Here is a 15,892-nt window from a genome sequence, read left to right on the forward strand (position 1 = left end):
GCCGGAAACTGCGCAGGTGACAGAGCGAAGCGTGACGGTGTTGGTGACGTATCAGGGCGAGCGACTCGGCGAGATCGGGCCGTTCCCGGTGGCGACGCCGCGCTGGCACGACATCGGGCCGGTGGCCGAGGAGTTGACGCTCAGACTGGGTGTTCCGGTGCATGTGCTGCGCCTGCTGGCGCACGACAGCGCCGACACCGGTTTCGGCGGCTCGGTCGCGTACCACGCGGAGGCGCTGCGGTTCCCCGAGGTCGAACTCGCCGACTCCGTCCTCTCGGTGGGCGAGGACCCGCTGCGGGCGCCGTGGGCCACCCCGGCCGGGCTGCGGTCCGCGCTGGCGTGGGCCGCCGGTACGGTGCGGGCGGTCGGCCCGGCCGAGCAGGTGAAGAGCTGGAACCTCTCCGGCCTGTACCGGCTGCCGACCGCCGACGGGCCGGTCTGGCTGAAGACCACGCCCGCGTTCGCGGTGCCCGAGGCCGAGGTGATCGCCCGACTGGCCGCCGTCGACCCGGAGTTGGTGCCGCCGGTGCTGGCCGCCACTGAGGGCCGGGTGCTGCTCGGCCACCTGCCCGGGGTGGACTGCTGGGGGCTGCCCGAGGACGCCATGCTGGACGCGGTCCCCCGGCTGGTCGCCGCCCAGGCCGCGCTGGCCGGGCACGGCGCCGGGCTGCCGGACCGTACGCCCGGCACCCTGCCCGAGCAGTTCGCGGCCCTGCTCCCCCGGGTCACCCTGACCGCCGAGGAACGGGCCGCCGCCGAACGGCTGCTCGCCGATCTCCCCGCGCTGATCGAGGAGTTGGCGGCCTGCGGCCTGCCCGAGACGCTGGTGCACGGTGACTTCCACCCGGGCAACTGGCGCTTCGACGGCACCCGCAACGTGATCGTCGACTTCTCCGACAGCTACTACGGGCACCCGGCCGTCGACGGCCTGCGGCCGCAGGACTTCCTCTCCGACGACCGCTGGGCGACGGTCCGTCAGCTCTGGATCGACGCCTGGACCACCCACGCCCCTGGCTCCGATCCGGCCAAGGCACTGGAGCTGGCGGAGCCGCTGATGCACCTCGGCTACGCCGTCCGCTACCAGGAGTTCCTGGACGGCATCGAGGCGACCGAGCGGGTCTACCACCAGGGCGACCCGGAGTCCGAGATCCGCGCCGCCCTGGCCTGCCGCTGAGGGAGTCAGACCAGCAGGTGCGGGGCGTGCTCCCGGACCGCCGCCAGCAGTTCCTTGCGCGAGGGGTTGACCATCGCGTGGCCGGCGACGGTGACCGTGGGGACGGTCTCGTTGCCGTCGGCCACCGAGCGGACGAAGGCGGCGGCCTCGGGGTCACGCCAGATGTTGACCTTGCGGTAGGGCAGGTCGGTGAACCGCAGCTGGGTGAGCAGCTTCATGCAGAAGGTGCACATCGGCCGCCAGTAGACGACCACGCCGTCCTGGTCATCGGTCACTTTTCGGTCCCCCGGGTCGAGTTGACGGTACGTGCGTAGCGTAGTTCCAGGCCGTCGAGCAGGGCCTCCAGGCCGGTCTCGAACGCGCCTTCGTCGATCCGCCGCCGGTGCTCGGCGAGCTTGTGGGCCTCACCGAGGTGCGGGTACTCCTCGGCGTACAGGGCGGCGTCCTCGGGGAAACCGGCCGCGAACGAGCCGAGGGCCGAGCCGGTGACGAAGTACCGCATCAGGGCGCCGATCCGGGTGGCCTGGCCGCGTGGCCAGCCCGCCGCGACCAGGCAGCCGAAGACCGCGTCGGCCAGCCGCAGCGCGTTCGGCCGGCGGCCGGGGCCCTGGGCCAGCACCGGGACGATCGCGGGGTGGGCGGCCAGCGCGGCCCGGTAGGAGCGGGCCCAGTCGCGCAGCGCGGTGCGCCAGGGCGCGGGCGGCTCGAACATCGACAGGTCGACTTCCCCCATCACGCTGTCCACCACCGCGTCGAGCAGCTCGTCCTTGGTGGCGAAGTGGTTGTACAGCGAGGGGCCGCTGACCGAGAGTTCGGTGGCCAGCCGGCGAGTGGAGAGCGCGGCCAGCCCCTCGGCGTCCACCAGGGCGAGGGCGGCCGCGACGATCCGCTCGCGGCTGAGCAGCGGGGTGCGCGGGCGGGCCATGGCGCTTCCTCCGGTCGGGTGGGGTTTCCCGGCATTCTCGCAGGCCGGTCTTCACAGCCGTTCGACGGCGGGCTACAGTCGGGGCAAAACTTGCACTGCTAGTTTAACCGAGAGGCCGCGATGAACCTGGAGCTCTCCGAGGAACAGGCCGCCGTCCGCGAGCTCGCCGCCGACTTCACCGACCGCGAGATCGTGCCGTTCGCCGCCGACTGGGACCGCGCCGAGTCGGTGGACCGGGCGATCATCGGCAAGCTCGGCAAGGTGGGCTTCCTCGGCCTGACCATCCCGGAGGAGTACGGCGGCAGCGGCGGCGACCACCTGGCGTACTGCCTGGTGCTGGAGGAGCTCGGGCGGGGCGACTCCTCGGTGCGCGGCATCGTCTCGGTCTCGCTCGGCCTGGTGGCCAAGTCGGTCAACAGCTACGGCAGCGAGCAGCAGAAGCGGCACTGGCTGCCCCGGCTGACCTCCGGCGAGGCGCTCGGCTGCTTCGCGCTGACCGAGCCCGGCACCGGCTCGGACGCCGCCAACCTGACCACCAGGGCGGTCCGGGATGGCGACGACTGGCTGATCACCGGCGCCAAGATGTTCATCACCAACGGCACTTGGGCCGAGGTCGCCCTGGTCTTCGCCCGCACCGGCGAGGCCGGGCACAAGGGCGTCACCGCCTTCCTGGTGCCCACCGCCACCCCCGGCCTCGAACGCCGGGAGATCCACGGCAAGTTGGGCCTGCGCGGCCAGGCCACCGCCGAGCTGACCTTCGACGCCGTCCGGGTGCCGGACAGCGCGCGGCTCGGCGCCGAGGGCAAGGGCTTCTCGGTCGCGATGGCCGCCCTGGCCAAGGGCCGGATGTCGGTCGCGGCCGGCTGCGTCGGCATCGCCCAGGCCTGCCTGGACGCCGCGGTGGGCTACGCCAAGGAGCGCGAGCAGTTCGGAAAGCCGATCGCCTCCTACCAGTTGGTGCAGGAGCTGATCTCCGACATCTCGGTCGACCTGGACGCCGCCCGGCTGCTCACCTGGCGGGTGGCCGACCACATCGACCGCGGCCTGCCGTTCGCCACCGAGTCCTCGGTGGCGAAGCTGTACGCCAGCGAGGCCGCAGTCCGGGCCGCCAACAACGCGCTCCAGGTCTTCGGCGGGTACGGCTTCATCGACGAGTACCCGGTCGGCAAGTACCTGCGCGACGCGCGGGTGATGACCCTGTACGAAGGCACCAGCCAGATCCACAAGTTGCTCATCGGGCGTTCGCTGACCGGCGTCAACGCCTTCTGACCCCTTAGTAGTTGAGGAGCCCAACGACGTGCGTCCCGTCTACTTCGCCGCCGCTCGCCGCACCCCGATCGGTCGGCTGCGCGGCGCCCTCTCGTCCGTCCGGCCGGACGACCTGTCGGCCGCCGTGCTGCGTGGACTGCTCGACTCCGTACCGCAGTTGGACCCGGCCCGGATCGACGACGTCTACTGGGGCGCCGCCAACCAGGCCGGGGAGGACAACCGGAACGCGGCCCGGATGGCCGTGCTGCTGGCCGGTCTGCCGGACAGCGTGCCCGGCGCCACCGTGAACCGGCTCTGCGCCTCCGGCCTGGAGGCCGTCACCACCGCCGCCCGGGCGATCGGCTCCGGCGAGGCCGAGGTCGTGGTCGCGGGCGGCTGCGAGTCGATGAGCCGCGCCCCGTTCGTGCTGCCGCGCCCCGACGAGGCGCTGCCGCACAAGCTGGAGACCTTCGACACCCGGCTCGGCTGGCGGATCACCACCCCCCGGATGCGCGAGCTGCACGGCGTGCTGAGCATGGGCGAGACCGCCGAGGAAGTGGCCGCCCGGTACGGCGTCAGCCGCTCGGACCAGGACGAGTTCGCGCTGCGCAGCCACCAACGCGCCGCCGCCGCAAGGAAGAACGGGCACTTCGACGCCGAACTGCTGCCGGTGCTGCGGGCCGACGGGGTGACCGTCGACCAGGACGAGAGCATCCGGGAGGACAGCTCGCTGGAGCGGCTGGCCGCCCTCAAGCCGGTCTTCCGGGCCGGTGGCACCGTGACGGCGGGCAACGCCTCGCCGATGAACGACGGCGCGGCCGGACTGCTGCTGGTCAGCGAGGAGGCCCTGAACGACCTGGGCCTGGAGCCGCTCGGCCGGTACGTGGCCGGGGCCTCCGCCGGGGTGCACCCCGACGTGATGGGCATCGGCCCGGTGCCCGCCACCCGCAAGGTGCTGGCCCGCACCGGCTGGGCGGTCGGGGACGTCGAGGAGGCCGAGTTCAACGAGGCGTTCGCGGCCCAGGCGCTGGCCTGCGTACGGGAGTTGGGCTTCGACCCGGAGCTGGTCAACCCGTCCGGGGGCGCGATCGCCCTCGGCCACCCGCTGGGCGGCTCGGGCGCCCGGATCCTCACCACCCTGCTGCACCGGATGCACCGGACCGGCGCCCGGCGCGGGCTGGCCACCATGTGCGTCGGTGTCGGGCAGGGCACCGCCGTACTCGTCGAGAACGTCTAGGGAGAGCTGTTGTGACTCGTTTCGCAGGCAAGGTCGCCGTCGTCACCGGTGCGGCACAGGGCATCGGCGCAGCCACCGCGCTGCGGCTCGCCGAGGAGGGCGCCACCGTCGCGGTGGTCGACCTCTCGGCCGAGCGCGCGCAGGGCACCGTGGACGCGATCACCGCCAAGGGCGGCAGCGCGCGGGCGTACGGCTGCGACGTGGCCGACTACGACGCGGTGGAGGCCGTGTTCGCCGCCGTGGTCGAGGAGTTGGGAGCACTCCACATCCTGGTGAACAACGCCGGGATCACCCGGGACAACCTGTTCTTCAAGATGCCCAAGAGCGACTGGGACGCCGTCCTGACGGTCAATCTGACCAGCGCCTACAACTGCAGCCACGTGGCGCAGAAGTACCTGGTCAAGCAGAAGTACGGCAAGATCGTCTCGCTCAGCTCGCGCTCCGCCCTCGGCAACCGGGGCCAGGCCAACTACGCCGCCGCCAAGGCCGGCATCCAGGGCCTGACCGCCACCCTGGCGATCGAGCTCGGCCCCTACAACATCAACGTCAACGCGGTCGCCCCCGGCTACATCGCCACCTCGATGACCGCCGCCACCGCCGAACGCGTCGGCGCCACCGCCGAGGACCACCAGGCCCAGGTCGCCGAGCGCACCCCGCTCCGCCGGGTCGGCCAGCCGGAGGAGGTCGCCTCGGTGGTGGCCTTCCTGGTCAGCGACGACTCCTCGTACGTCAGCGGCCAGACCCTCTACGTCAACGGCGGCGCCCGCTGACCGTCCGTCGGACCGACACCGGGCAGGATGGGGCCATGTGCCGCATCCTGCCCGGTTTTTCGCTGACCGCCCGTCACCCCGCCGCCCGCCCGACGGTCGGCACGCCGATGGGCGAGCTGTCCTTCGGCGCGGTGGTCGGCCCCTGGGCCGTACCCGAGGTCCCCGAGGAGCTCTTCGAGCTGCCCTCCGGCGCCCGGGTCGCGCGCTGGAGCCACCCGCTGGCCGAACTCGAGCTGCTGATCGGCCGGTTCGACCCGGAGCTCGACCCGGAGGTCTGGGAGCCGCTCACCGACTGCTGGGCCGGCGTCTGGCGGATCGACGCCCGGGCGCCGCTGGCCGGTGTCACCTTCTCGGCGAGCCTGCCGCCCGTGCTGCCCCCGGGGGCGGAGACCGGATACGACGGCGGCCAGGGCCAGGCGAGCATCACCGTCGAGTACGACGGCACCAAACTGACCCTCGGCGGCCCCGACGAGGAGCAGCTCTGCCACGAAGCCCAGCAGACCGGCGAGGTCCCGAAGCGCTGGGCCGAGCTGCTGGACGAGGTGTACGCGAAGTGGCCGCACCTCGACTGGGGTGTGGACTACGGCGATTACCACGGCCTCCGCTGGACGCTGCCCGCACTGGAGCCCGGTGAGCACTGCGTGCTGGCCGTCACCGCCGCCTGGAGTCCCGACGACAACGCGGACGACGCGAACACCTTCTTCGCGGTGGGCGGCTCGGCGGCCTGGGTCCTGGGGCGGCTCGCCCGGACGGAGGGTCAGTCCTGAGCGGAGCCCGCGGCCGCGAGTTGCTTCAAGTGGCGTTCGGCGGCGCGGAGTTTGCGGCCGTCGGGGCCGGGGAGGTGGGCGCGGAGTTCGATGATCTCGGGGGCCATCCGGATCGCCTCGGTGCGGTCCTGGACGGCGCGCCAGCAGGCTTCGGCGTTGGTGGCGGCCTGCTGGGTCTCGGGGTCGTCGGCGCCGCGGGAGCGGAGCAGGGTGAGGGCGACCTCGCGGTAGACCTCGGCGGCCTGGGCCGGGCGGCCGGCCAGCCGGGCGATGTGGGCGCGGACCTGGCGGACCTGGAGCACCTCGGCGGCCACCGGGCCGTGCGCGGCGACGGCGGACTCCTCCAGGGCCAGGGCGAGTTCGGCGGCGGTGTCGTGCTCGCCCGCCTCGGCGCTGCGGACGATCCGGCCGATCGCCTCCCGGTAGTCGACCGGCCTCGGGTCGGGCGTCGGGTCGGGGATCGGCTTGTCGAAGGAGACCGCGGTCGGCCGCTTGTCGAGGCTGACCACGGAGCTGCCGGGAGCCGCCGGGAGCACCTTCAGCAGCGAGACCGGCGGACCGACCCGCCGGGGCGTGGGCGGCACACCGGGCTTGAGCAGCGAGACCCCGGCCGAGGCTACGGCAGGCTTGCCGAGCTGGACCGCGGGGATACCGGGGCGGGGCTTCGGCGTACGGGCCTGCCCCTTCGGCGGCACCAGGACGGCGGCGGGACGCGGCCCGGCCGCGGCGCCCGGCAGCGCCTCGTTGATCTGCCGCGAGGTGTTGCGGAAGAACGGCCGTTCGGTGGGGTGCGAGTGCAGGATGATCGAGTCGTTCCGCACCACCGAGTGCACCTGGTCGCGGAGCAGTTCGGGCGGCAGCAGGGCCGGGCCGCCGGGGCGGCCTCGGTGCAGCACCTCGATCAGCGCGCGGGAGAAGGTGCCGATCTGTTCGGGGTCGGGGCTGACCACGGCCCACAGCGGGATGCCGTCCGCGAGCGGGGAGATCGCGCTCTGCACCAGCGGCCAGGCGGCCTGATCGGCACTCAGGTCGGCGATCACCAGCGTGGGCAGCTCGCCCCGGTGCTGGAGCTCGGCGGCCAGCGCCTGCCAGGGCAGACCGTCCTGCCGGACGGTGGCGGGCTTGGAGTCACGCAGCGTCAGATAGAGGTGTTCGCCGCGCCGGTCGGTGACCAGGTGGCCGCCGAGGTGGATCAGCAGCGGGCCCGGGTGCAGGGCGGCGGCGCGCAGGTGGGCCAGCACGCTCTGCGGATCGGTGGCGCCCGGGAGGTGCACGGCGTCGACCGATTCGGCGGCCAGCAGCGTCCCCGGTGAGACGCCCGCGAGCATCGCGGAGAGCACCTGGGCCTGCGAGCCCGCGCCGCGCCCCCAGTGCCGCCGGCCGCCCGCCCCGTAGCCGCCCTCGATCACCAGGATGCGGCCCCTGGCCCCGTCGCCGACCGTCTGCGGCGCGGCGGGTTTGGGCAGTTGGACGGCGGGGATGGTGCCGGTCCAGCCGGTCGAGACCTCGCGCGGGGCGCCCGGGTCGGCCCGGTCCGGCATCGCGCCCGGCCAGATGCCGCCCGCCGTCACGTCAGCCACCGCAGGTCACCGCCCCACCCCGCCGCCAACGCGACGTCCGCCGCGGTGCCCGCCACCACGATTTCGCCACTTTACGACGCGCCCAGGTGGCGGAGCCAGAGCGGGTGGTGATCACCGAGCACCCGTTACCCGCTCAGTACGTGACGGTGACCCTCCGGGCGGGGCCGTCCACCCGGATCCGGCCGCCGTAGGGGATGACCAGTTGGGGGTCGGTGTGGCCGAGATCGACGTCGAAGACCACCAGCATGTCGGGGGCGTACTCGGCCGGCGCGCGGAGCACCGCCGCACGCTGGCCGGCGCAGAACGCGGCACGGGCCTCGGCCAGGCCGAGGTTGCGCAGGGCAGTGCGCGGCGTCGTGCTCGGACGAACGGGTTTTCACAGCTGCGTGAACGGTTCGGCGAAGTGCGCCGTGGCCAGGATGCCGTGCCGCGCCGTGAGCTCCGCCAGCAGGCGCTGCCGGGTCAGGGTCGCGGTCGGCTGCGCGTCGTCGTAGACGTAGCCGGCCGTCGGGTCGGCGAGCTGGACGGGGTGCAGCACCACGTCTCCCGCGACCACGAGTTGGTGGTCGCCGATCGCCACGCTCTGGTGGCCCGGGGTGTGGCCGGGGGTGGCGAAGACCTTGATCTCGGGGGCGAGCGTCACCTCGCCCGCCCGGGCGTCCAGGCAGCCCGCCGCGCGCAGCGGCCGCACCACGGCGTCCAGCAGCGGCGAACCGCTCGCCTCCAGCCAGTCCAGCTCGGTTCGCTGGACCAGGTAGCGGGCGTTCGGGAACGCCGGGGTGCTGCCGTCGGCTGCCAGGCTGCCGCTCGCGTGGTCGCTGTGCAGATGGGTCAGCACCACGGTGTCCACCTGCTCGGGCCGTACGCCGGCCGCCGCCAGCTCGGTGGCCAGCCGCCCCGGCACCGGGGCCCAGCCGGCGGCGGGCGAGTCGGGCCCGCCGAGGCCGGTGTCCACCAGGACGGTGCGGCCGTCCGGGGTGCGGAGCAGGTAGCAGTGGAAGTGCAGCACCCAGGGCGCGGCGGGGTCGACCCTGGCCCAGACCGGGTGGTCCGGGCCGCCGAACATCTGGGGCAGCGGCAGGGCGATCTGATCCCCCATCGGCCCGACCGCGTCGCACAGCGGGGTCACCTCGACGCCCGCCCTCACCATCCCCGGGTGCGGCATCCCGCTACTTCTCCTTCGCCCAGTCCTCGGCCAGCAGCCCGAGGATCACCTCGTCCAGCCACTCGCCGTACACCCAGGCGTTCCGCCGCAGCAGCCCCTCCCGGACGAACCCGGCGCTCTCGGCGGCCCGGATCATCGGCGCGTTGTCCGCCAGCGTCTCCAGCTGGGCCCGCTGGAAGCCGCGCACCGTGAAGATGTAGTGGCACATCAGCCGCACCGACTCGGCCCCGTAGCCGCGGCCCCGGAAGGCGGGCCGCAGGGCCAGCCCGAGGTGGGCCAGGCGGTTGTGGCTGTCGATCCCCCAGACGATCGCCTCCCCGACCACCTCATTGGTCGTCAGCTCGACCACGGTGAACTCCGCGTGACCGTCCTTCGGTTCGTTCACCGCGTACGGCGAGAAGCCGACCGGGGTCGGCTGCCAGGGCCGGGTGTCGGCCCGCGAGCGGCCCAGCACGTCGTCGTACAACTCCTCGTGCAGTACCGGTACATCCGACTCCACGCGGGCCCGCAGGCCGATTCGCTCTCCACGCAACATGGGACGGGTCTAACGGAACGGCGAGGGCCGCGGCAACTGCATTACGGTTCCGGGGCAGTGCGATGATGCGCGGGTGGGAGGTGGGGCGATGAAGGTCATCGGACTGATCGGCGGGATGAGCTGGGAATCCAGCGCCGAGTACTACCGGCTGCTGAACGAGCTGACCCGGGAGCGGCTGGGTGGGCTGCACTCGGCCCGGTGCGTGCTCTGGTCGGTGGACTTCGCCGAGATCGAACGGCTGCAGGTGGCCGGCGAGTGGGACAAGGCCGGGGCCGTACTGGCGGACGCCGCAAGGGCGTTGGAGGCGGCCGGGGCCGAGCTGCTGCTGATCTGCACCAACACCATGCACAAGGTCGCCGACCAGGTGGCGGCCGCCGTCGACGTCCCGCTGCTGCACCTGGCCGACGCCACCGCGCTGGCGGTCCGGTCGGCGGGCCTGGCCCGGGTCGGCCTGCTGGGCACCGCCTTCACCATGGAGCAGTCGTTCTACCGGGACCGGCTGGCCTCGCACGGCCTCGACGTCCTGGTCCCGGACGCACCGGGCCGGGCGCTGGTGCACCGGGTCATCTACGAGGAGCTCTGCCTGGGCGTCATCCGTGAGGAGTCGCGCGCCGCCTACCGGTCCGTCATCGCGGACCTGGTCGCGCGGGGCGCCGAGGGGATCGTGCTCGGCTGCACCGAGATCGAGCTGCTGATCTCCCCCGCCGACAGCCCCGTCCCGGTCTTCGCCACCACCCGCCTGCACGCCGAGGCGGCGGTCGCGGCCGCGCTGGCGGACTGACGGCGCGCTCCGTCGGCTGCGCCGCCCGTCCGCCGCTCGGCTACCGTGCTGACGACGGCCAGGTGTGAGGGAGGTGCTGGGGTGGGCGAGGAGCCGGTGATCGCGTCGGCAAAGGATGCGGCCGACGACGGGCGGGTGCTCGCGTTCGGCCATCTGCTGGGGTCGGCGGGTCGACTGGAGCACATCCTCGGGCGGGCGATCGAGGAGGAGTGCGGGATCAGCCACCTGATGTTCGAGGTGCTGCTGATCCTCGGCCGGGCGGGCGGCCCGGGGCTGCCGATGCGCGTGATCGGCCGCGAGCAGGTGCTCACCACCGGCGGGGTCACCCGACTGGTGGACCGGATGGAGGCGGCCGGGCTGGTGGAGCGGGCGGCGGATCCCGAAGACCGTCGGGGCAGGCTGGTCCGACTGACCGCGCTCGGCGAGCGGACGGCCGTACGGGCGGCGCGGGTACACGTGGACAACGTCCAGCGCTACTTCCTGGACCCGCTGCCCGAAGCGGACCGGGAGCGCTTCGTACGGGATCTGCGACTGCTGAGCCTTGCGGCCCGCGACGCGCTGCCCCGACTCCCGTGAAGCCATGAAGCCATGAGGACGTGACCCCCGTGGGCCGGGCCCCCGGACGGCGCAGGTGCGGTAGCGGTGGTCTGCCGGATCGGCCAGTGTCGGTAGCGGCCACCGGCAGGCGGTTTCCCGGGCGGGAATACCTGACTGCGCAGTTACTGTTGGCACAGGTACATCCCGCCCGCATCGGGCGGATACCGCACCGTCCGAGAGGAACCCCCGTGAGCACCCTCGACTTCACCATCCTCGACCTGGACTTCCCCGTCGAGAGCAGGAACAAGACCGCCACCCTGGTCACCGGCGACCGCGAGGCGCTGCTGGTCGACGCCGGCTTCACCCGCGCCGACGGCCACCGGCTGGTGGCTGCCGTACTGGACTCCGGCAAGGAGCTGACCACGGTCTTCGTCAGCCACGCCGACCCCGACTTCTACTTCGGTGCCGAGGTGGTCGCCGACGCGTTCCCGAACGCCAGGTTCGTGGCCACCCCGATCGTGATCGAGCACATCCAGCACACCTACCAGGGCAAGCTCAAGGCCTGGGAGTCGCTCGGCGCGAACCTCCCCACCCGCCTGGTCGAGCTGACGCCGCTGACGGGCGACCTCGACGTCGAGGGCCACCGCTTCCAGCTCAAGGGCGGCCCGGCCGGCCTTCCGGACCGCCACTACCTGTGGCAGGCCGAGCAGCGTGCGGTCCTCGGCGGGGTGCTGCTGTTCCAGCAGGAGCACGTCTGGGTCGCCGACACCGCCACCCTCGAGCACCGCTCCGCCTGGATCGCCCTGCTCGACGAGATGGCCGCGCTAGACCCGCGCCTGGTCGTGCCCGGCCACCGCCTGCCCGGCACCCCGGCCGACGCCACCGCGATCAGCAACACCCGCGAGTACCTCACCACCTTCGAGCAGGAGCTCGCGAACGCCGCCGACGGTGCCGCGCTGACCGACGTCCTGATCAAGCGCTACCCCGACCACGGCATGCTGATCGCCGCCCAGATCGGCGCCAAGGTCGCGAAGGGCGAGATGAAGTGGGGCTGACCATGACCGCCGAGAGGGCCGACTTCGCCACCTCCACCGCGCCGGCCGACGTGGTCCGCCGTCAGTACCTCGCCTCCGCCGCCGGTGATCTCGAAGCCCTGCGCACCACCCTCGCCCCGGACGTGGAGTGGACCGAGATGGCCGGCTTCCCCCTCGCCGGCACCTACCGGACCCCCGACGGGGTCACCGCCAACGTCATGGAACGCCTCGGCCAGGACTGGTCGGACTGGACCGCCCACGACGACACCTACGTCGTCGACGGCGAGAACGTCGTCGTCCTGGCCCGCTACACCGCCGTCAACAAGGCCACCGGCAAGCCGATCGACGTCCGGGTGGCCCATGCCTTCGTCGTGCGCGGCGGCCGTATCGTCCGCTTCGAGCAGTTCGTCGACACCGCGAAGGTGCGCGACGCGATGGGCTGAGCACCTCGGCTCCGGCGTGTCCCTGCTCGGTCAGCCTCCCGAGAGGAGGTCGCGGAGCAGGGCCACGGTGTCCGGGTCGAGGTCGCGGCCGGTGCGGCGGCTGAGGGCGTCCAGGCGGTTGACGGCGCGGACGAGTTGGTCGCGGGCACCCGCCGAGGCGTAGGCGTAGAACAGGTCGCGGTGCAGGAGTTCGATGTCGGGGGCGACGGCGAGGCCACGGAAGATGGCGGCTTCGGCGGTCCGGTGGTCGCCGTACTGGAGGCGGCGGGCGGCCAGTTCGTGGGCGGTGTCGACGATGGTGGCGATCATGTCCTGGCGTTCGGGCTCGGCCCAGCCGTACGCGGAGCCGGGGGCCTCGGCGAACGGGGCGCCGCGGACCAGGGCGAGGGCGTGGGCCAGGGCGGCGTCGGCGGTGCTGCTGGTGCTGCGCATGCCCCGCCGGTAGAGGCTGCGGAACTCGTCCCAGTCGCAGCTGACGGTCGGCGCGAAGCTGTGACCGTCGGTGCTGCCGTCGAGCGGGAGGAAGGGCCGGCCCTCGGTGGACTCGCCCAGCCAGGCGGCCAGTTCGGCCAGTCGGGTGGGCATCGGGGTGACGGTGTGTTCGGTGGTGGTCGGGTGCGGGTCGAGGTGGGCGGCGCCGGGGTGCAGGGCACGGTCCAGGGTGGACTGGTCGGCACCCGGCCGGAGGGCGAGCAGCGCGGCCAGCTCGGTCAGCCGGGGCTGACCCTCGGGGGTGACCGGGCCGGTGGTGCCGAGCACGTCCGGCGGGCCGAGCAGGCGGATCCGGGGCGCGGTGCGGAGCGAGTGCGCCTCCGGCGAGCGGAGGATCGCCAGCAGATCGTCACTGTCGGTGCGGGGTACGGGAGTTGAGGCTGCGGCAGGCGACTGGACGGGCCGGGCCGGGGTGGTGTCGGCCACCGGGGCGGCGGGCTCGTGGGTCGGGACCGGCTCCGGGTCGGGCACCGGCACCACCGGGGCCGGGACCACGGGGGCCGGGACGGCCACGACCGGGGGCACGGCGGCGGGCGGGACGGCGGCCACCGGGGTCACCGGAGTCACCGGGTCGGCGGACTTCACGTGCAGGCCGACCGAGTTGGCCGTGTGCCGGGGCGTGGCGGCCGGGCTGATGCCCGCGAACGGACTGCTGCCGGTGCCGATCGCCCGGGCCACCGCCTCGATCGCGGCCGCCTCGGCGGCACTCGGGGCCCCGACCGTCGCCAGCACCGGTACCGGCAGCGGGAGTTCGGACGGTTCGAGCTCCTCGCCGTCCAGCGTCCAGTCGGGCGCGGGCAGTTGGGTGGTGTCGGCCGAGGACCGGAGCAGGTCGCCGAGCCGGGCGTACTGGTCCTGGCTGAGCCGCTGGAGCTGGACCGTGAGGTGCAGCCCCGGGATGGTGGCGTTGCCGGTGCTGGGCAGGGTCCAGCGGGCAACCGGGCCGCTGCCGCGTTCCGGGGCCCGGGTGATGACGGCCAGGCAGGTCCGCGGGGTGCCGTCGAGCAGTCGGCCGAGCTCGGTGGGCAGGGTGCCGCTGGGCGGCTGGGCGGAGAGCACGATCTCCGGCACCCAGGACTCGTCGTCCTGGCCTCGGCTGCGGGCGTCCCGGGGGCTGGCCGCCTCGGCGGCCACCAGGGTGGCCCGGGCCCGGGCGGTGCGCGGACCGAGCGCGGCGAGCGCCGCCTCCAGCGAGTCGTGCCGGTGCACCCGCTCCAGCGCGCGGCCGGAGATCGGCAGGTCCTCGGCCAGCCCGACCAGGTGCAGGTTCAGCCGGTCGGCGAGCGGGCTGTGCGCCAACTCGACGGCCAGGGTGCGCAGTACGTCCTGCGAGTCGTCCGGGTGCCCGGACAGGTGCATCAGCCGGACGGTCTCCAGGTCGGCCAGCACCACCGAACCGTCCGGTGCGCTGCCGAGGGTGACCAGCGCCGGGTACGGGGCGTTGTTCTTGGCCGCCTGGGAGGCGCCGAGCAGCTCGGACGAGTCGTCCGGGCACCACCAGACGTTCGGGGCGTGCGCGGCCCGGAACGGCGCGATCGGCGCGGCCGGGGCGGCGAGGTGCAGTTCGACCGTACGGCCGGGGGTGATCCGGGCCGCGACCAGGGTGGGCAGGCGCTTGCCGCCCCGGACGGTGTTCCGGGCCAGCGTGCGCAACGCCCGGTCCAGCAGGGCCAGTCCGGCGTCGTCCTGACGGACCTTCAGCTCGGACTCGAAGGCGAGTGCCGCCGGGGCGGGCAACGCGATCCGGTGCCGGGGCTTGCGGGACCGCTGCTGGTCGCCGCGCCGCCGGGCCACCGTGCCGACTAGAACGGCGGCCAGCAGCACCCCGACGGTCGAGGCGGCCAGCGCCACGGAGTAGTCGTCGCTCGGGGCGTCCGCCTTGGCGGCCGGGGTGTGGGCGGCGGCGGTCGGCGCCTGGGACGGGACCACCGGACCCTGGGTGGCCGGGGCGGGCGTAGCGGGCGCGGGTGTAGCGGGCGCGGGCGTGACGGGTACGGAGGCCTCGGGCGCAGGCGCAGGAGCGGGATCCGGCGCAGGAGCGGGCGCGGGCACCGGGGCCGGGGCGGGAGCGGGCGCCGGGGCGCCGGGGATGGCGAGCACCATGCCCGGCACCACCACGTCCGGATCGGTCAGCCGCTCACCGTCCGGCGCGGCCACCCCCTTGTTGGCCTCGAAGAGCTTCGGCCACCCCTCCGCGTCCCCCAACTCCCGTTCCGCGATGGCCGACAGGGTGTCCCCCGTCTGGACCGTCACCGAGGCGTGCCGGGGCTGCGTCACGGCGACCGGGACGGCGGGCGCGGCAGCCGGGGCCGGCGCCGGGGCGGTCTGGGCCTTGGCGTCGCCGGGCATCAGGAGCTGCCAGCCCGGGTGGATCGGCCGGTCCGCGTCGAAGGTCCGGCCCGAATCGTCCATCACCCGGCCGTCGTTGAGCTTGGCGATCTCCACCCACCGCTCGCCCGAACCCAGTTGGCGTTCGGCGATCGACCAGAGACTGTCCGCCGGGCGGCTGTCCCGCACGGTGTAGCCGGGCGCCGGGTCGGCCGCCGGGGTGAGCGCGGGCGCCGCCGGGGCGGCGGGCAGCGCGGCGTACTGCGGAGCTGCCGTCACCTGGGCCGGGGCCACCGCGACCGGGCGGTCCGGCACCGCGGCGAAGGCCGAACCGGCCACCGGCAACAGGGCCAGCACCGAACCGACCAGTCCGGCCGCGATCCGCTGGCTCCAGCCGAAGGCGGGCAGCCGACGGGCCACCCGGCCGCGCAGCTGGGCCGGGATCTCCAGCAGCACCGAGAAGGCGAAGCAGAGCCAGGCCACCCAGCCGATCGCGACCAGCGCCCAGAGGAAGATCCGCCCGTCGTCCGGGGTGGTCAGCAGTTCGACCAGACCGTCGGTGCTCTGGCCGCCCATCCCGGCCACGGCGGTCGTCCCGTACACCAGCAGTGCGGGCATGCCGACCAGCAGGAGCGCCAGCAGCACCAGCGCACCGAGTGCGCTGAACACCGAACCGGCCGTCCGGCGACCGCGGTTGGGCCGCAGCGGCACCGGTCGCCGTCCGGCCTGGCCGCTCGCGCCGTTGTGCGCGCCGCCGCTCGTCCCGGTCCGGTCCTGTTCCTTGGCTCGTCGCCCGGCCATCAGTCCTTCTCCGCTTCCGTGACACCGTGCGCCGCTGCGGCCTCGCCGCGTCGGCGCCCATCAAGAGTCCTGCCC

The 15,892-nt window shown here is 73.9% G+C and carries 15 protein-coding genes and 1 pseudogene; 9 read left to right on the top strand and 7 right to left on the bottom strand.

Going from position 1 to position 15,892, the window contains the following annotated elements; translation table 11 throughout:
* Positions 1-16 precede the first annotated feature (16 nt).
* Positions 17-1,174: a phosphotransferase gene (locus F4556_RS05625; protein WP_313068171.1), complete on the top strand. Its 1,158-nt coding sequence runs from the start codon at positions 17-19 to the stop codon at positions 1,172-1,174.
* 5 nt (positions 1,175-1,179) lie between these two features.
* On the opposite strand, the gene F4556_RS05630 is transcribed toward F4556_RS05625, so the two are convergent.
* A complete protein-coding gene (locus F4556_RS05630; RefSeq protein WP_184912112.1) occupies positions 1,180-1,449 on the bottom strand; it encodes a glutaredoxin domain-containing protein in 270 nt (89 codons plus the stop codon).
* Positions 1,446-2,099: a TetR/AcrR family transcriptional regulator gene (locus tag F4556_RS05635; protein WP_184912114.1), complete on the bottom strand. Its 654-nt coding sequence runs from the start codon at positions 2,097-2,099 to the stop codon at positions 1,446-1,448. The genes F4556_RS05630 and F4556_RS05635 overlap by 4 nt, the downstream gene beginning before the upstream one ends.
* A 120-nt stretch (positions 2,100-2,219) precedes the next feature.
* Between F4556_RS05635 and F4556_RS05640 the strand changes: the two genes are divergently transcribed.
* The 4 genes from F4556_RS05640 to F4556_RS05655 are packed head-to-tail and all read left to right on the top strand — an operon-like array spanning position 2,220 to position 6,121.
* Complete coding sequence (locus tag F4556_RS05640; RefSeq protein WP_184912116.1) at positions 2,220-3,368, top strand: acyl-CoA dehydrogenase family protein; 1,149 nt, start codon at positions 2,220-2,222, stop codon at positions 3,366-3,368.
* A gap of 28 nt (positions 3,369-3,396) precedes the next feature.
* On the top strand, positions 3,397-4,584 hold the full coding sequence (locus F4556_RS05645) for a thiolase family protein (RefSeq protein WP_184912118.1): 1,188 nt from the start codon (positions 3,397-3,399) through the stop codon (positions 4,582-4,584).
* An 11-nt stretch (positions 4,585-4,595) separates the two neighbouring features.
* A complete protein-coding gene (fabG, locus tag F4556_RS05650) occupies positions 4,596-5,354 on the top strand; it encodes a 3-oxoacyl-ACP reductase FabG (protein ID WP_184912120.1) in 759 nt (252 codons plus the stop codon).
* A 35-nt stretch (positions 5,355-5,389) separates the two neighbouring features.
* On the top strand, positions 5,390-6,121 hold the full coding sequence (locus tag F4556_RS05655; RefSeq protein WP_184912122.1) for a hypothetical protein: 732 nt from the start codon (positions 5,390-5,392) through the stop codon (positions 6,119-6,121).
* Here F4556_RS05655 and F4556_RS05660 read toward each other — a convergent pair.
* From F4556_RS05660 to F4556_RS05675, 4 genes and pseudogenes are all read right to left on the bottom strand, one after another.
* Positions 6,112-7,701, bottom strand: coding sequence for a hypothetical protein (locus tag F4556_RS05660; RefSeq protein ID WP_184912124.1), 1,590 nt, complete (start codon positions 7,699-7,701; stop codon positions 6,112-6,114). The genes F4556_RS05655 and F4556_RS05660 overlap by 10 nt on opposite strands.
* A gap of 133 nt (positions 7,702-7,834) precedes the next feature.
* Positions 7,835-8,002, bottom strand: a pseudogene (locus F4556_RS05665) (LD-carboxypeptidase); the annotation flags it as partial.
* A gap of 75 nt (positions 8,003-8,077) precedes the next feature.
* Positions 8,078-8,866: an MBL fold metallo-hydrolase gene (locus F4556_RS05670; protein WP_184912127.1), complete on the bottom strand. Its 789-nt coding sequence runs from the start codon at positions 8,864-8,866 to the stop codon at positions 8,078-8,080.
* Positions 8,867-8,870: 4 nt separating this feature from the next.
* Positions 8,871-9,401, bottom strand: coding sequence for a GNAT family N-acetyltransferase (locus F4556_RS05675; RefSeq protein ID WP_184912129.1), 531 nt, complete (start codon positions 9,399-9,401; stop codon positions 8,871-8,873).
* Between the two features lie 88 nt (positions 9,402-9,489).
* Between F4556_RS05675 and F4556_RS05680 the strand changes: the two genes are divergently transcribed.
* The 4 genes from F4556_RS05680 (at position 9,490) to F4556_RS05695 (ending at position 12,196) form a co-directional block, all read left to right on the top strand.
* On the top strand, positions 9,490-10,182 hold the full coding sequence (locus tag F4556_RS05680) for an aspartate/glutamate racemase family protein (RefSeq protein WP_184912130.1): 693 nt from the start codon (positions 9,490-9,492) through the stop codon (positions 10,180-10,182).
* An 81-nt stretch (positions 10,183-10,263) separates the two neighbouring features.
* The gene (locus tag F4556_RS05685) at positions 10,264-10,758 is read left to right on the top strand and encodes a MarR family winged helix-turn-helix transcriptional regulator (RefSeq protein WP_184912132.1); all 495 of its coding nucleotides are present in this window, start codon (positions 10,264-10,266) and stop codon (positions 10,756-10,758) included.
* Positions 10,759-10,967: 209 nt separating this feature from the next.
* Positions 10,968-11,774 (top strand): MBL fold metallo-hydrolase, encoded by an 807-nt coding sequence (locus F4556_RS05690; protein WP_184912134.1) that lies wholly within the window; start codon positions 10,968-10,970, stop codon positions 11,772-11,774.
* On the top strand, positions 11,765-12,196 hold the full coding sequence (locus F4556_RS05695) for a nuclear transport factor 2 family protein (protein ID WP_376775660.1): 432 nt from the start codon (positions 11,765-11,767) through the stop codon (positions 12,194-12,196). The genes F4556_RS05690 and F4556_RS05695 overlap by 10 nt, the downstream gene beginning before the upstream one ends.
* Positions 12,197-12,226: 30 nt before the next feature.
* Here the strand turns inward: F4556_RS05695 and F4556_RS05700 are convergent, their stop codons facing one another.
* Positions 12,227-15,817, bottom strand: a complete 3,591-nt coding sequence (locus tag F4556_RS05700; protein ID WP_184912138.1) for a LysM peptidoglycan-binding domain-containing protein — start codon at positions 15,815-15,817, stop codon at positions 12,227-12,229.
* Positions 15,818-15,892 lie beyond the last annotated feature (75 nt).

The organism is Kitasatospora gansuensis (assembly GCF_014203705.1).
GTDB classification, from domain to species: Bacteria; Actinomycetota; Actinomycetes; order Streptomycetales; family Streptomycetaceae; genus Kitasatospora; species Kitasatospora gansuensis.

Coding starts and splice junctions, on each gene's coding strand:
- F4556_RS05655 (WP_184912122.1), top strand. CDS start 5,390: ATGTGCCGCATCCTGCCCGGTTTTTCGCTGACCGCCCGTCACCCCGCC.
- F4556_RS05675 (WP_184912129.1), bottom strand. CDS start 9,401: ATGTTGCGTGGAGAGCGAATCGGCCTGCGGGCCCGCGTGGAGTCGGAT.
- F4556_RS05680 (WP_184912130.1), top strand. CDS start 9,490: ATGAAGGTCATCGGACTGATCGGCGGGATGAGCTGGGAATCCAGCGCC.
- F4556_RS05670 (WP_184912127.1), bottom strand. CDS start 8,866: ATGCCGCACCCGGGGATGGTGAGGGCGGGCGTCGAGGTGACCCCGCTG.
- F4556_RS05640 (WP_184912116.1), top strand. CDS start 2,220: ATGAACCTGGAGCTCTCCGAGGAACAGGCCGCCGTCCGCGAGCTCGCC.
- F4556_RS05700 (WP_184912138.1), bottom strand. CDS start 15,817: ATGGCCGGGCGACGAGCCAAGGAACAGGACCGGACCGGGACGAGCGGC.
- F4556_RS05635 (WP_184912114.1), bottom strand. CDS start 2,099: ATGGCCCGCCCGCGCACCCCGCTGCTCAGCCGCGAGCGGATCGTCGCG.